Genomic DNA, 15,641 nt, shown 5'->3' on the forward strand with positions numbered 1-15,641 from the left:
TAACACGTTGGTGGTAAGAGGGGGCCCCTTCTCTACCGGAAACGTTAAGAAGGGGCCCCTCCTTATACGCGGTCGCGCACGTCCCAGAGCCAGACGTCGTCGATCCGCTGCGGGGGGCCGAGCAGCGCGGTCATCAGGTCACGCAGCACCGCCTCGCGCGGCCCGGCGCCGAGCACCACCACCGACGCCCGCCAGAAGCGCAGGTCCTCGACGGCCTGCCGGCGGTTCTCCGCGGTGATCTCGGGCAGCTCGTTGCGGTCCATGGTGGCGTAGATCAGCGTGCTGGTCGGGCGGTTCGGGGCGCCGAACACGCCCTCGCCCAGCTCGTTCGGGCCGATGAAGTAGCCGCCCGGGATGGGGAACTCCTGCCCGGACAGCGCGCTCCAGCGCAGTGTCGGCAGCCCGTGCACGTTGCTCGGGATCGGCACCGGCACCAGCGTCCGGCCGGCCGGCACGAACGGCCGCCAGCCACCGGCGGTGATGAAGTGCGGCGGCGGGTCCATCCGCTGCGCCGGCAGGGGGCGCGGGACCAGCGGCAGCAGGGCGGCCACGATCGCGGCGTACCCGACCAGGCGCAGCGCCCGCCGCCGGCCGGATGCGGCCCGGCCCGCGTCGCCGGCGTCGTCGGCCCGCCCGTCGTCGGTCCGCCCGTCGTCGGTCGGGTCGTTGTCGGTCGGGTCGTTGTCGTGGTCGCCGGGGCGGGGTGCGGGCACCGGGACGGTCCCGGGCCGGCCGGCCCGGGACAACGCGTCCCAGGCCAGCGCGAGCAGCACGCCGACGGCGGCCACCACCACCAGGCTCAACCGGGTCGGCATCATCATCTCGACGAGCGGCAGGTCGTCCGGCACGTACGCCCACGGGCCGGCCACACTCGTCTCCGCGCCGTCGAACCGCACCACGGGCCCGATCGAGGCGATCGTGAAGAGCGCCACCAGCACGGCCAGGATCCGGGCCGGCACCGACCGGCGGACCAGCAGCGCCAGCGCGGCCAGCGCGACCAGCACCAGCGGCCAGCCGAACCAGGTGTTCTGCTCGGTCAGGCCGATGGTCTTCTCCACCGCCTCGTCCCCGGCCACGGTGTCCCGGGCGAACGTGACGAAGGCCATCAGGTCCTCGCCCCAGTTGTGGAAGACGCCGCCCTGCAACCCCCGGTAGGACTGCGGGCCGTTGAACTGGAACCAGATCGGGTACGCGGTGAGCAGCAGCGTCACCCCGCCGCCGACGGAGATCGCGGCCAGGAAGGACCCGGCCCGCGCCCGCGTCTCGCGCGGTCGTTGCACCGCGTACGCCAGCACGACGACCAGGCAGGCCAGCGCCGTGAGCAGCAGCATCTCCTCGTTGATGAAGATCTGGTACGCCACCAGCAGCCCGAGCGCCACCCCGTTACGTCGCCAGCGGCCCGGCTCGCCGAGCCGGAGCACCCGGGCCACGATCAGCGGGAGCAGGAAGTTCGACACGAAGTTCGGCTGCCCGTTGGCGTGGTGCACGATGCCCGGGGCGAACCCGAGGAACGCGCCGCCGACGAACGCCGCCCCCCGGGAGCGGACCAGGTGCCGCGACAGCGTCCAGTACGCCGTCGCGGCGGTCGCCGACAACGCCGCGCCGAGGTAGAGCGCGTACATCACCTGTGGGCCGAGCAGCATGGTCAACGGCGCGAGCGGCAGCGTCACCCCGAGCAGCGAGGTGTTCGCCATCATGTTGACCCCGTCCGGCGCGTTCTGCCGGGCGGTGAACAGCGGGTTCTCCAGGTGCCGCACCGAGTACGCGCCGTGCGCGAACAGCCACTCGAACCAGCTGTGGTCGGTCGGCAGGTGCGAGGACACCCGGTGCTGCACGTCGCCCCAGTAGTTGAGGCAGACGAGAACGCCGAGCAACGCATAGGCTCCGAGGGCCAGCAGGTCGGCGCGAGCCGGCCGGCGACGGGGTCGTCGCGGCGGATCCGCCGTGACGGCGTCCACCTCGACGGATGAGGAGTTCAGCGAGGGGTCCACCACCGGCACGGCCACGACGGGCCATCGTACAGGCGGTCCGGCGTCGGTCCGGTCACGGTCGGGCGGCGGTCCGGCGGCGCGGAAGAGGGGTGGTCGTGACCGTCATCGATCTGGGCGACCTGCGCGGCGACGACACGCCGCCCGACACCGTGCCCCGCCCGCCGCGGTCGGTCGGCCGCCCGTTCCGCGTCGTGGTGGCGCTGCTGGTGGCGCTTGTCACGCTCGCCGCCGCCGCGCCACCGGCCCGGTCCGGGCCGGTCACGATTCCCGGCGGCACCGGGGCCTCCGCGTTCCTCTCCGACGACCGGATGTACGTGGTGCGGCGCGCCACGTCGGCACCGGGCTGGGACCTCGTCGCGTACCGGGTGGGGCGGGAGCGGTGGCGGGCCCGGGTGGACGGTGTCGACGACGTGGTGGCGGTGTGGGAGCAGGGCGGGCGGGTGCTGGCCGTCGGGCCGGCCGGAAACGGCGGCCGCTGGGAGACGACGGTGTTCGACGCGGGCACCGGAGCGCCGGGCTGGCGGCAGGACGGCGTGGTGTTCCCGGCCGGCGACGCGCTGCTGCTGCGCCCGTCCGGCGGGTCGGGCCCCCAGTCGGTCCGCCGGTTGGCGGTGGCCGACGGGCGCACGCTCTGGACCGTGCCCACCACCGGTCGGGACGTGCAGTTCAGCCACGGCCGATCCGGGGTGGACCGGATCCTGCTGCTGCCGGCCGCCGGCGAGACGGTGGTGCTGGACGCGGCGACCGGCGACCGGCTGGCCGCCCGCGACCTGCATCCGGGGGAGGTGCCCGGCGCGCGTGCCATGCAGGGCGCGGGCCGGCTGTTCCTGGAGACCCGGTTGGCCGGCGACGTCGTCACCGCCTTGGAGATGGACACGCTCCGGCCACGCTGGACCGCCGAGCTGCCGTTGGTCGGCTACCTGGAGCCGTGCGGGGCGCTGCTCTGCGCCGGCCGGCAGACCGGCGGGATGTGGGCGCTGGACCCGGCCACCGGCGCGGTGCGCTGGGCCAGCGACCTGTGGTCGAGCGTGCTCCGGGCCGAGGGCGGACGCCTGCTGGTCGCCGCCGGCCGGGAGGGCGGCGAGGGCCTGTCGGTGCTGGCGGAGTCGGACGGGCGGTTGATCGCCGAGGTCGGCGACTGGGACGTGCTCCCGCAGGGCGAGAGCGGTGACCGGCTGTTCCTGACCCGGCCGCTGGGCGGCGACCGGAGGCTTCTCGCCGAGCCGGACCTGTCCGGCGGCCCACCCGTGGTGCGGGACGTGCTGACCGGCGCCGACTGCACCGTCGGCCGGGTGCTGTTGGTCTGCCGGGAGCGGGGCGGCGACTTCACCGTACGGCGGCTGCCGTGAGCCCGGTCATCGAGTTGGGCGAGCTGCGCCGCCCCGAGGACGACGACGAGCCGCTGCCCGCGCCGCCGCGGCGACCGCCGGGCCGGGCCGCCCGCGCGGTGGCCCTCGGGTGCCTGCTGCTCACGCTGGCCGGCGCGGCGGCGCCGGCCCGGCCGCCGGCGCCGGTCCGGGTGCCCGCCGCGCCGGATGCCCTCTTCGTGGTGCTGGCGGGCCGGCTGATGGTGGCGGACGGTCCGAGCGCGCTCCACCAGGGCGGTCGGGTGGTCACCGGCTACCGGCTCACCGCGGGCGCGCCGGCGTGGCGGTTCGCGCTGCCCGCCGGGGACCACGTGCTGGGGCTGACCGGCGCGGCCGGCGGCCTGCTGGTGTCGAGCAGCCCGACCGGGGTCGGGGACGCCCGCGCCACGCTGCTCGACCCGGCGACCGGCGCGGTGCGCTGGCAGCAGGTCGGCTACCCGGTCCCGACCGCGTCCGGCGGGGTGCTGTTCGAGAAACCCCGGCCGGGCGGAACGGGCCGGGTGCTCGCCGTCGACCCGGCCTCCGGCGCGACGCGCTGGTCGTTGGCGGTGCCCCCGCAGGGAGTGGCGTACCGGCGGGACGGCCGGGGAGTGACGCAGCTCCTGCTGATCGAGCCGGACGGCCGGGTCGCCGTGCACGACGCGGACTCGGGCGCCCGGGTGCGCGTCGGCCGGGTGTCGTCCGCGCCGGACGGTGTCGCCTACCGGTTCGCGCAGGTCGTCGCCGGTCTGCTGCTGGTCGAGGGTGTCTCCGGCGAGATCACCGCGTACGGGGTGGACCGGCTGGACCGGCGCTGGAGCGTGCCGGTGGACCCGCGCGCCGGGTCGTGGTTCACCGACTGCGCCGGCATGGTCTGCCTCCGCGACCAGGTCGGTGACGCCCAGGCGCTCGACCCCGCCACCGGCCGCCCGGCCTGGACGGACGAGCGGTGGGCGGGGTTCGGCCCGTTCGGCGACCGGCTGATCGCCGCCGAGGCGGGGGACGGGCCGGAGCTGGAGTTGTCGGTGCTGGAACCGGCGACCGGCCGGGTGCTCGGTCGGCTGGGCCGCTGGCGGGTCAGTGGGCGGGACGACGGGTCCGGCCGGTTGCTCGGGCTGCGGCACCTCGCCGGGGACCGGACGCTCGTCGGTGACCTGGACGTGGCGGCCGGCGAGGCGCGACCGCGGGCGGTCCTGCCCGGCTCCTGGGCCGAGTGCGCGGACGCCGGGGCGGTGTTGGTGTGCCTGCGCCCGGCCGGCGGGCTGGCGGTGTGGCAGGCGTCGCGGTGATCACCAGTTGGCCTGGGCGGGCGGCGTCGGCAGCGGCACCGTCTCCGGCCGCAGCACGTACGCGATCCCACCGCTGCCCGCCTGCCAGGCCGCCTCGAACGGCGCGCGCGGCACGGTCCGGCGGACCCGTTCGTCGTCCGGCGCGTATGGGTCGTTGAGCACCGGGTCGCCGTCGGTGGTGAAGCCGGCCAGCACGATCAGGTGGCCCCGGGTGTCGTAGTCCAGCCCGGGAACCTGCCCACGGGTGAACGCCGCCGAGACGACGAGCGGGATACCGGCGGCCACGAACCGTTCCGCCTCCGCCAGCGAACGCAGCCGGGTGACGAACGCGTCCACCCCGTGCGTCGCCGCGTACGCGGTGTTGAACGGCCAGTTCCCGGCCCCGGCGTACGCGTGGTCGTAGCAGTGCCGCGCGGCGTGCACCACCACCGGGCGGGGGCCGGGCGGGTCGACCCAGGCGTATCGGTCCGGGGCGGGGCCGGCGCCCCAGAAGTCCAGCACCATCGACACGCAGGTGGGGCTGCACCAGGAGTCGCCACCGCCACCCCAGCGGGTCTCGCCGCCGGCGTGCAGCCGCTGCGCGTACCGCGGCACGTCCAGCACCCGCCCCCACGCCCGGCCGGCTGCCCCGGCGTCGTCGTGCGCGCCCCCGCCGGCCGGGCCGCTGTCGACGTGCTCGGGCGGCGGGGACGCCGGGACGTGACTGCCGGCGCTGGCGACCACGCCGACCGTGCGCAGCACCGGGCCGGCCGGCGCGTCGGGCCGGCGCAGCAGCGTCACCCGGACCTGCCAGCCGGTCACCCGGGCCCCGGTCACCCGGAGCGTGTCCGCGTCGACCCGGGCCCGGTCGTCGGACTGGCCGGGCACCGAGGCGCGGCGTACCGTGCCGTCGTCGGCCGCCCAGTGGCCCAGCTCGTACCAGCCGGTGGTGGCCGTGTCGCCTTCCCAGCCGCGTACCTCCACCCGGAGCCAGCAGCCGGGCGGCGTGTCGGCGGTCCAGGACGGCACCAGCTCGGCGGCGGCGAAGCCGACCTCCGTCACCGGCGAGGTCCAGGTTCCGGCGGCGGCCCCGGGAACCGGCTCGGGGCGCGCCGGCCGGTCGGCCGCCGCGTCGGGCGTGGACCCGTCGGCGTCCAGCGTGGGTCCGTCGGCGTCGAGCGTGCGTCCGTGCGCGTCGGCCGTGGACCCGTGCGCATCGGCCGTGGACCCGTTCGTGGCGGGCCCGGGGCCGTCCGCGTCGAGCGTCAGCCCGGCCGGGCCGGGGGAGAGTCCGGCGGCGTGACCCAGGTCCCGGTCCGCCGGGAAGCGGAAACGGCGGTACGCGACGTTCCGGCCGGGGGCGGCGGCGGTCATCGGCGGCTCCGCTCGGCTCGGCCCGGCCGGCAGCCGGGGCGGTGGGCGATCGTTGCCGGCGAGCATCGCGTACCCGAAGGTTTTCTGCAACGGCGGGCCGTGCCGCCCGGTTGGCGCCGCGCACTAGGTTGTGGGAGGTCACGAGGCGGGAGGCCGGAATGCGGGTACTGGTGGTCGAGGACGAGCGCAACCTCGCCGACGCGATCGCGCGCGGGCTGCGCAAGCGCGGCATGGCGGTGGATGTCGCCTACGACGGCGACGCCGGGCACGAGGCGGCGTTCGTCACCCGCTACGACGTGGTGGTCCTGGACCGGGACCTGCCCGGCGTGCACGGCGACCGGATCTGCGCCGACCTGGCCGCCTCCGGCACGCTGACCCGGGTGCTCATGCTGACCGCGAGCGGGACCGTCGCCGACCGGGTCGAGGGTTTGCAGCTCGGCGCCGACGACTACCTGGCCAAGCCGTTCGCCTTCGACGAGCTGGTGGCCCGGGTGCAGGCGCTGGGCCGGCGGGCCACCCCGGCCGCGCCGCCGGTGCTGGCGGTGGCCGACCTGGAACTCGACCCGGCCCGGCGGGTGGTGACCCGGGGCGGCGTGCCGCTCGACCTGACCAACAAGGAGTTCGGCGTGCTCGCCGAGCTGCTCCGGGCCCGCGGCGCGGTGGTGTCCAGCGAGGAACTGCTGGAACGGGTCTGGGACGCCAACACCGACCCGTTCACCACCATCGTCCGGGTCACCGTGATGACGTTGCGCAAGAAACTCGGCGACCCCCCGCTGATCGACACCGTGGTCGGCGCGGGCTACCGGATCGAGCGCGCCAAGTGACCTCCGCGCGGGTACGGCCGACGCTGCGGCTGCGGCTGACGCTGCTCAACGGCGTGCTCCTGGTCGGCGCCGGCGCGATCCTGGTGCTGCTGGCCTGGCTGCTGGTCCGGGACGCGCTGCGCCCCACCGACGAGTTGCTGCCCGGCACCACAGTGGTGCTCACCGACGGCCGCACCCTCGACGCCGGGCAGTGGCAGCGGCAACTGGTCGACGCCGCGTCCCGGGAGCTGCTGTTCAAGGGCCTGTTGGCGCTGCTGGCGATCAGTGTCGTCGGGGTGGCCGGGGCGTACCTGGTGGCCGGCCGCGCGCTGCGCCCGCTGCACCAGGTCACCGCCACCGCCCGCCGGCTCGGCGAGACCACGCTCGACGAACGGATCGGCTGGTCCGGCGCGGACGACGAGGTGGCCGAGCTGGCCGAGACGTTCGACGCGATGCTGGACCGGATCACCGCCGCGTTCGAGGCGCAGAAGCGGTTCGTCGCGAACGCCTCGCACGAGCTGCGGACCCCGCTGGCGGTGATGCGTACCGAGATCGACGTGACGCTCAGCGACGACGACGCCGACCTGGCCGAGTACCGGCGGATGGCCGGCGTGGTGCGGGAGGCGTCCGAGCGGGCCAACGGCCTGGTGGACGCGCTCCTGGTGTTGGCCCGCAGCGAGGCGCAGACCGGCCGGCGGTTGGCCCGCCGCGCCGAGTGCGACCTGGCCGTCGGCACCGCCAACGCGCTCTCCGCGGTGGCCCGCGAGGTGGAGCGGATCGGCCTGCGGGTGCACACCTCGCTGCGTCCCGCGCCGGTGGTCGGCGACCCGGGGCTGCTCGACCGGCTGGCCGGCAACCTGGTGGAGAACGCGGTCCGCTACAACCACCTGCACGGCCGGATGTGGGTGCGCACCGGCACCGACGGGCAGCGGTCCTGGCTGGTGGTGGGCAACACCGGCTTCGAGGTCGCCCCGGCCGAGGTGCCCGGCCTGTTCGAGCCGTTCCGGCGCGGCGGGCAGGAACGCACCGGGGCGCGCGGCTCCGGTCTCGGCCTGTCCATCGTCCGGGCGGTCTGCGACGCGCACGGCGGCACGGTGAAGGCGGTCCCGCAGCCCGGCGGCGGTCTGGAGGTGACCGTCACGCTCCCGTCGGCCGACCCGCCGGCGGCCACCTGACCGCCGATCCGCGACCGCCCGGCCGGGCACCCGCCCTCACCTGTTCGTGCGGCCGGGCGCGCTGTCCCGCCCGCCCCCGACGGTGGTCGGGCGTGGCGGCGCGGTGGTCGGTCAGAAAGCTTGCCGCGCGCTGGACGCCGCCGCGGGCGTGGCTCAGGGTGAGCGGTGCGACACGCCTCACCGCCCGACCTACGGAGCTGCCCGTGACCCACCCCTCGCCGCCGCGCCGCCGAGCCCTCGCGGCCCTCGCCGCCGTCGCGTTGACCGCGGCCGGCCTGGCCCCGGCCGCGCCCGCCGGCGCCGCGCCCAACCACACCACCGTGGTCAAGGACGTCCCGGCCACCACCTCGCCGGACATCATGGACGGCACCGTCGACGCGATCCACGACGCCGGCTCGAAGATCATCGTTGCCGGCTCGTTCAGCACCGTGCAGAACCGCAACTCCGACACCGACATCACCCGCAACTACCTGCTCGCCTTCGACAAGGCCACCGGCACGGTCGACACCGCGTTCGCGCCGTCGGTCGACAACGAGGTGTACGCGGTCGTCGCCGGCCCGACCGCCGGCACGGTCTTCGTCGCCGGCAAGTTCAACACCGTCAACGGGGTGACCCGGCGCAAGGTGGCCCTGCTCGACGTCGCCACCGGCGCGCTGGTCACCAGCTTCACGCCGCCGGCATTCAACGGGCTGGTCAACGACATCGCGCTGGCCGGCACCCGGCTGCTTGTCGGCGGCATCTTCACCACCGCCGGCAACCCCAACCCGCGCGGCGGGCTGGCCTCCCTCAACGCCACCACCGGCGCGGTGGACAGCTACCTGACCACCGCGCTCACCGAGCACCACAACTACGACGGGGTCAGCGGCTCCAACGCCGGCGTCGGGGTGGAGAGGATGGCGCTCGCCCCGGACGGCACCAGGCTCGTGGTGATCGGCAACTTCAAGAAGGCCGACGGGGTGCTGCACGACCAGATCGTCCAGCTCGACCTGGGCGCCTCCGCCGCGACCGTGGCCGACTGGAACACCAGCCGCTACACGCCCCGCTGCAAGTGGCAGGCGTTCGACTCGTACATGCGGGACATCGCGTACGCGCCGGACAGCAGCTACTTCGTGGTGGTCACCACCGGCTCGCCGTACGGCGGCACGCTCTGCGACGCCGCGGCCCGCTTCGAGGGCGGCACGACCGCCACCGACGCGCAGCCCACCTGGATCGACTACACCGGTGGCGACACGTTCCTGTCGGTCGCGGCCAGCGAGCAGGCCGTCTACGTGGGCGGCCACTTCCGCTGGCTGAACAACAGCGCCGGCGGCGACAACGCCCGGGCCGGCGCGGTCGGCCGGGCCAGCATCGCCGCGCTCGACCCGCGTACCGGCCTGCCGCTGTCCTGGAACCCGGGCCGTCACCCGCGCGGCATCGGCGCCTCCGAGATGCTTGTCACCCCGGCCGGGCTGTGGGTCGGCGGCGACACCTCGTGGATCGGCAACTTCCAGTACCGCCGGGAGCGGATCGCGTTCTTCCCGCTGGCCGGCGGCACGGCCCCGCACCCGACCACCGAGCCCACCCTGCCCGGCACGGTCTACCAGGCCGGCGTGCCGAAGCCCACCAACGTGCTGTACCGGGTCAACGCGGGCGGCCCGCTGGTCGCTGCCACCGACGGCGGACCGGACTGGGCGGCCGACGACGGCGGCAACCCCAGCCCGTACCACAACAGCGGCAGCTCCGCCGCCGGCTTCGCCGCGGTGGGCGCGCTGGACACGACCGTGCCGGCCGGCACGCCGGCCGCGCTCTACAGCGACGAACGGTACGACCCGGCCGGCGCGCCGGAGATGACCTGGCAGTTCCCGGTGCCCACCGGCACCGAGGTGCGGGTCCGGCTCTACCTGGCCAACCGGTACGACGGCACCGCCGCCGTCGGCGCCCGCGTCTTCGACGTGGCGCTGGAGGGCGCCACCGTCCTCGACGACCTCGACCTGTCCGCCGCCGCCGGGCACAACGTGGGCACCATGCGCGAGTTCACCGTGGTCAGCGACGGCAGCGTCGACCTGGAGTTCCGGCACGTGACGGAGAACCCGCTGATCGACGGCATCGAGATCGTCAAGACCGGCGCCCCGCCGGCCGGCACCGGCGACGAGGTGCAGGCCCGCTCGTACGACGGGACGACCACTGTCGGCGCGCCGAGCCCGGTGGCGAACCCGGACGGCACCGCCTGGTCCACCGCGCGGGGTGCGTTCTGGGTCGGCGGCACGCTGTTTTACGGCATGGACGGCGCGCTGTGGCGGCGCACGTTCGACGGGACCACGTTCGGCACGCCGTCGCTCGTCGACCCGTACCACGACGCCTACTGGGACACCGTGGAGACCGACTCCGGGCCGGCCGGTCAGACGTACGTCGGGGTGACCACCGGCTTCTACGCCGAGATCCCCAACGTGACCGGCATGTTCCACTCCGGCGGTCGGCTCTACTACACGCTCGCCGGGCAGAGCGGCCTGTTCTGGCGCTGGTTCACCCCGGACAGCGGCACGGTCGGCGCGGACCGGTTCACGGTGGCCGGCGCGGGCGGGCTCGCCGACGCGGGCGCGGTGTTCCTGGCCGGCGGCACGCTCTACAAGGTCAACCGGAGCACCGGTGACCTGTCGGCGACGGACTGGCTCAACGGCGCGCCGACCGCGACGTTCACCGTGCGCAGCGGCCCGACCGTCGACGGCGTCGACTGGCGCGCCAAGGCCGTGTTCCTCGGCCCGTGACGGGTGTGTAAGGCGGGGGCCCCGCTTAACGCTTTCGGTAGAGGCGGGGGCCCCGCTTAACACCCACCTGTTAAGCGGGGCCCCCGCCTTGCGGGCCGGCCGGTCGGGCTGGCACGATCGGGTGAGTCAGCCGAGAGATGGAAGGGGGTGTGGTGATGTCCGTTCGCAACAATCCCGCGCCCCGCGTTCCCCGCTGACCCTCGCACTCCGCCGGGGCGCATTCCCATCGGAGGAAACATCGTGAGTGCACACATCCACTGTGTGACCGTGGAGTCTGACGACCCGTACGCCCTGGCCGGATGGTGGGGCCGCGTGCTCGACCGCGAGCGGCACGCCGACGACCACCCGGGTGACCCGGAGGCCGTCCTCGTCTCGCCCGACGGGCACGGCCCCGACCTGCTCTTCGTCGAGGTGGGTGAGCGCCACCGCAAGGGCGCGTTCCACCTCGACCTCCAGCCGGCCGAGGGCACCCGGGACACCGAGGTCGTCCGGCTGCGCGAACTCGGCGCGACGCTTGTCGCCGACCGGCGCCGGCCGGACGGCAGCGGCTGGGTGGTGCTCGCCGACCCGGAGGGCAACGAGTTCTGCGTGTGCCGCTCCACGGCGGAACGCGCCGCGTCGGCCTGACCCGGAAACGGCGCCGGGCCCCCGCCGACGGCGGGGGCCCGGCGCTCCGAGCGGGATCAGTCCTGCTTCTCGATCTCACCGCGCATGTTGACGAACTCCGACTGGAGCTCGGACACGGACTTGAAGTAGACGACCACCATGCCGAGGCTGCCCTTGTCGGACCAGATGCAGACACCGACCGGGATGTCCTGGGCCTTGCCGTCGCCGCACTTGGCGTCGCCACCGAGCGGGCCGGCGTCGACCGTCTTGAACTCCTTGGTGCCCAGGTCCGGGGTGACCGCGGCGATGGCGTCCGCCATCTCCTTCTTCGGGTCGGCGATGACGCCGGAGACGGCGACGATCATGACCAGGTCCTTCTTGGCCGGGTCGCCGTAGAACGCGCCCGCCGTGCTGGTCGCGTTCGGCACGTCCTTGCCGAGCTCCGACTTCATCTGGAGCGCGGTCGACTGGAGCTGCGGCTCGGTCGCCTTCGGCCGGCCGCCCAGCGTCGTCGGCTCGACGACCCGGGTCTTGGTGGCGGTGACGACGTCCTTGACGTCGTCACCGGCGGCGAGCCAGAAGGCGACGCCGCCGCCGACGCAGAGCACCAGCACCACGGCCAGGACGATCAGCAGGATCTTGCCGACCCCGAACTTCTTCTTCGGCGGGACCGGGGCGCCGAACTGGTCGCCGCCGTACTGCGGCTGCTGCGGGTAGTCACCGCCGTACTGCTGCTGCGGCGCCGGCGGGTGCTCACCGCCGTACTGCTGCGGCGGCTGGTAGCCACCCGGCTGAGCGGAGGGGGAGGGGTTGTGGCCGGGGTAGGGATTGGACGGCGGCTGGGACATGAAGGCAGCTCCTGTGAAGATTCTGGACGCGTGATGGTAGCCAGAGCCGCCGACACCCCGCCGTCCGGCCACGGCCGGTGTGATCAAACCGGAACCGTCCCGTGACCGGGCCCGGAACGCCGATCGCGGTGCCCGCACCGTCCGAAACGGACGGCGCGGGCACCGCGATCGATGCGTGGACCGGTCAGCGCAGGCTGGCCACACCGCGCGGCAGGAACCGTCGGCCGGTCACCCGCTCGGAGGTGCCGGTCCGGTCCAGGTACGGCGTGACGCCGCCCAGGTGGAACGGCCAGCCGGCACCGAGGATCATGCACAGGTCGATGTCCTGTGCCTCGGCGACGACACCCTCGTCGAGCATCAGCCCGATCTCCTGCGCCAGCGCGTCGAGCGCGTTCTGCCGCACCTGCTCGGCGGTGAGCGGCTGGTCGCCGACCACGAGCAGCTTGGCGACCTCCTCGTTGACCTGGTCGTCGACCACGATCGGCTGGCCGGAGTCGGCGATCCGCTTGAGGTTCTCGCTGACCGTGAACCGCTCCGGGAACGCCTCGTGCAGGGTGCCGCCCACGTGGTACGCCACCGCCGGCCCGACGAGCTGGAGCAGCGCGAGCGGGCGCATCGGCAGGCCCAGCGGGTCCAGCGCGCTGTCCGCGACGTCCAGCGGGGTGCCGGCGTCGACGGCGGCGAAGACGGTGCCGAGGAAGCGGGTCAGCAGCCGGTTCACCACGAACGCCGGGGCGTCCTTGACCAGCACCGACGACTTCTTGAGCTGCTTGCCGACCGCGAACGCGGTGGCCAGCGTGGCGTCGTCGGTGCGCTCGCCGCGGACGATCTCCAGCAGCGGCAGCACCGCCACCGGGTTGAAGAAGTGGAAGCCGACGACCCGCTCCGGGTGCTCCAGGTCGGCCGCCATCTCGGTGATCGACAGGGAGCTGGTGTTGGTGGCGAGCACCGCCTCCGGCGCGACGATCTTCTCCAGCTCGGCCCAGACCTGCTTCTTGACGCCCAGATCCTCGAACACGGCCTCGATGACGAAGTCACAGTCAGCAAACGAAGTGCGCTGCCCCTGGGTCGAGGCGGCGAACGCGTCAGCCTTTGCCGAGCCGGACACCAGGCCGTACAGCTTGGCGGCGGTGCCCTTGTCCATCCGGCCCTTGCTCACGGCCTTCTCGATCTGGGTGTGCACGTAGGCCACGCCCTGGTCCACCCGGGCCTGATCAAGGTCGGTCAGCACCACCGGCACCTGGAGCCGGCGGGCGAACAGCAGCGCGAGCTGGCTGGCCATCAGGCCGGCGCCGACGATGCCCACCTTGGTCACCGGCCGGGCCAGGCCCTTGTCCGGCGCGCCGGCCGGGCGCTTGGCCCGCCGCTGCACCAGGTCGAACGCGTACAGGCCGCTGCGCAGCTCCTCGGAGAAGACCAGGTCGGCGAGCGCCTCGTCCTCCGCCGCGGTGCCGGCCGCGAAGTCCGCGTCCTTCGCGGTCTCCAGCAGGTCCAACGCCTTGTACGCGGCCGGGACCGCGCCGTGCAGCCGCTGGTCGAGGGTCTGCCGGGCGAAGTAGAGCACGCCCGCCCACATGTCCTTGTCGACCTCGGGGCGGGTGACGGTGACCTCGCCCCGGACCACGCCGGCGGCCCATTCCAGCGACCGCTCCAGGAAGTCGGCCGGCTCCAGCAGCACGTCCGCGATGCCCATCTCGGCCGCCTGCTTCGGCTTGAGCATCCGGTTCTGCATCAGCGGGTTCTGGAGGATCACCTGGGTGGCGGCGGGAATGCCGATCAGCTTCGGCAGGAGCTGGGTGCCGCCCCAGCCGGGCACCAGGCCGAGCGAGACCTCGGGCAGCGCCAGCGCCGCCGCGCCGGCCGACAGCGTCCGGTAGTGGCAGTGCAGCGCCAGCTCCAGGCCGCCGCCCATGGCCGCGCCGTTGACGAACGCGAACGTCGGGACGTCGCTGTCCTTGAGTCGGGCGAAGACCCGGTGGCCGAGCCGGCCGACCTCCAGCGCCTGCTCGCGGTTCTCCAGCTGGGGCAGGCTGGTGATGTCCGCGCCCACGCAGAAGATGTACGGCTTGCCGGTGACCGCGACGAACGCCGGGTTCGCCGCCAGGGCGGCGGTGATCGCCTCGTCCAGGCTGGTCAGGCCGCCCGGGCCGAAGCTGTTCGGCTTGGTGTGGTCGAAGCCGTTGTCGAGGGTGATCAGGGCGGCCGGGCGGTCCAGCCCCGGTACGGCCACCTGACGCAGCAGCGCCCTGGTGACGACCTCGTTCGGTGCCGCGAGCGCGCTCACTTGTCCTCACCCTTCCAGTTCGGGTTCTCCCAGATGACCGTGCCGCCCATGCCGATGCCGATGCACATGGCGGTGACGCCGTAGCGGACCTCGGGGTGCTCGGCGAACTGCCGGGCGAGCTGGGTCATCAGCCGCACGCCGGAGGACGCGAGCGGGTGCCCGATGGCGATCGCGCCGCCCCAGGCGTTGACCCGGGGGTCGTCGTCGGCGATGCCGAAGTGGTCGAGGAACGCGATCACCTGCACCGCGAACGCCTCGTTCAGCTCGAACAGGCCGATGTCGTCGATGGTCAGGCCGGCGATGCGCAGCGCCTTCTCGGTGGAGGGGATCGGGCCGACGCCCATCACCTCGGGCTCGACGCCCACGAAGCCGTACGACACCAGCCGCATGCCGACCGGCAGGCCCAGCTCGCGGGCGGTCTCCTCGGCGACCAGCAGCGCGGCGGTGGCGCCGTCGTTCAGGCCGGCCGCGTTGCCCGCGGTGACCTTGCCGTGCGGGCGGAACGGGGTCTTCAGGCCGGCCAGCTTCTCCAGCGAGGTGTCCCGCGGCGCCTCGTCCACGGTCGCCAGGCCCCAGCCACCGTCGGCGTCGCGGATGGCCACCGGCACCAGGTCGCCCTGGAGCTTGCCGTTGGCGTACGCCTTGGCGGTCTTCTGCTGCGAGGCGAGCGCGAACGCGTCGGTGCGCTCCTTGGTGATGTGCGGGACCCGGTCGTGCAGGTTCTCCGCGGTGGCGCCCATCACCAGGGCGGACGGGTCGACCAGCTTCTCCGCGACGATCCGCGGGTTGGGGTCGACGCCCTCGCCCATCGGGTGGCGGCCCATGTGCTCCACGCCGCCGGCGATGGCCACGTCGTACGCGCCCATGGCGATGCCGCCGGCCACCGTGGTGACGGCGGTCATCGCGCCCGCGCACATCCGGTCGATGGCGAAGCCGGGCACGGTCTTGGGCAGGCCGGACAGCAGGGCGGCGGTGCGGCCGATGGTCAGGCCCTGGTCGCCGATCTGGGTGGTGGCGGCGATCGCCACCTCCTCCACCTTCTCCGGCGGCAGCTGCGGGTTGCGGCGCATCAGCTCGCGGATGCAGCGGATCACCAGGTCGTCGGCGCGGGTGTTGGCGTACATCCCACCCGCCTTGCCGAACGGCGTTCGGACGCCGTCGACGAAGACGACATCTCGGACTTCACGGGGCACTTGGAGCCT

The 15,641-nt window shown here is 74.3% G+C and carries 10 protein-coding genes and 2 pseudogenes; 6 read left to right on the forward strand and 6 right to left on the reverse strand.

Translation table 11 applies throughout. The annotated features are described in order from the left end of the window. Positions 1-62 precede the first annotated feature (62 nt). Both ACZ6O5_RS14620 and ACZ6O5_RS14625 read right to left on the reverse strand, forming a co-directional pair. Positions 63-587: pseudogene (locus ACZ6O5_RS14620) on the reverse strand (hypothetical protein); the annotation flags it as partial. Between the two features lie 111 nt (positions 588-698). Further along, positions 699-1,991 (reverse strand): annotated as a pseudogene (locus tag ACZ6O5_RS14625) (DUF6311 domain-containing protein); the annotation flags it as partial. A 95-nt stretch (positions 1,992-2,086) separates the two neighbouring features. Here ACZ6O5_RS14625 and ACZ6O5_RS14630 point away from each other — a divergent pair. After that, positions 2,087-3,340 (forward strand): outer membrane protein assembly factor BamB family protein, encoded by a 1,254-nt coding sequence (locus tag ACZ6O5_RS14630; RefSeq protein WP_465977377.1) that lies wholly within the window; start codon positions 2,087-2,089, stop codon positions 3,338-3,340. After that, a complete protein-coding gene (locus ACZ6O5_RS14635; protein ID WP_465977379.1) occupies positions 3,337-4,626 on the forward strand; it encodes an outer membrane protein assembly factor BamB family protein in 1,290 nt (429 codons plus the stop codon). Before ACZ6O5_RS14630 ends, ACZ6O5_RS14635 begins: the two co-directional genes overlap by 4 nt. Here ACZ6O5_RS14635 and ACZ6O5_RS14640 read toward each other — a convergent pair whose 3' ends face one another. Then, positions 4,627-6,069 (reverse strand): peptidase C39 family protein, encoded by a 1,443-nt coding sequence (locus ACZ6O5_RS14640; protein ID WP_465977381.1) that lies wholly within the window; start codon positions 6,067-6,069, stop codon positions 4,627-4,629. Between the two features lie 68 nt (positions 6,070-6,137). Between ACZ6O5_RS14640 and ACZ6O5_RS14645 the strand changes: the two genes are divergently transcribed. The 4 genes from ACZ6O5_RS14645 to ACZ6O5_RS14660 all read left to right on the forward strand — a co-directional run bounded on the left by ACZ6O5_RS14645 (position 6,138) and on the right by ACZ6O5_RS14660 (position 11,328). Beyond that, positions 6,138-6,803, forward strand: a complete 666-nt coding sequence (locus ACZ6O5_RS14645; RefSeq protein ID WP_281935301.1) for a response regulator transcription factor — start codon at positions 6,138-6,140, stop codon at positions 6,801-6,803. Then, positions 6,800-7,957, forward strand: a complete 1,158-nt coding sequence (locus tag ACZ6O5_RS14650; protein WP_107159219.1) for a sensor histidine kinase — start codon at positions 6,800-6,802, stop codon at positions 7,955-7,957. Before ACZ6O5_RS14645 ends, ACZ6O5_RS14650 begins: the two co-directional genes overlap by 4 nt. 203 nt (positions 7,958-8,160) lie before the next feature. Next, positions 8,161-10,701: a malectin domain-containing carbohydrate-binding protein gene (locus ACZ6O5_RS14655; protein ID WP_465977384.1), complete on the forward strand. Its 2,541-nt coding sequence runs from the start codon at positions 8,161-8,163 to the stop codon at positions 10,699-10,701. Between the two features lie 240 nt (positions 10,702-10,941). Beyond that, a complete protein-coding gene (locus tag ACZ6O5_RS14660; RefSeq protein WP_281935297.1) occupies positions 10,942-11,328 on the forward strand; it encodes a VOC family protein in 387 nt (128 codons plus the stop codon). 56 nt (positions 11,329-11,384) lie between these two features. Here the strand turns inward: ACZ6O5_RS14660 and ACZ6O5_RS14665 are convergent, their stop codons facing one another. The 3 genes from ACZ6O5_RS14665 to ACZ6O5_RS14675 form a co-directional block, all read right to left on the reverse strand. Continuing rightward, positions 11,385-12,155: a hypothetical protein gene (locus tag ACZ6O5_RS14665; protein ID WP_281935295.1), complete on the reverse strand. Its 771-nt coding sequence runs from the start codon at positions 12,153-12,155 to the stop codon at positions 11,385-11,387. Positions 12,156-12,339: 184 nt separating this feature from the next. Beyond that, positions 12,340-14,439, reverse strand: a complete 2,100-nt coding sequence (locus ACZ6O5_RS14670; protein ID WP_465977386.1) for a 3-hydroxyacyl-CoA dehydrogenase NAD-binding domain-containing protein — start codon at positions 14,437-14,439, stop codon at positions 12,340-12,342. Then, positions 14,436-15,632, reverse strand: coding sequence for a thiolase family protein (locus ACZ6O5_RS14675; protein WP_465977388.1), 1,197 nt, complete (start codon positions 15,630-15,632; stop codon positions 14,436-14,438). Before ACZ6O5_RS14675 ends, ACZ6O5_RS14670 begins: the two co-directional genes overlap by 4 nt. Positions 15,633-15,641: the final 9 nt, after the last annotated feature.

The sequence above is a fragment of the Micromonospora sp. NPDC049201 genome, assembly GCF_055586805.1.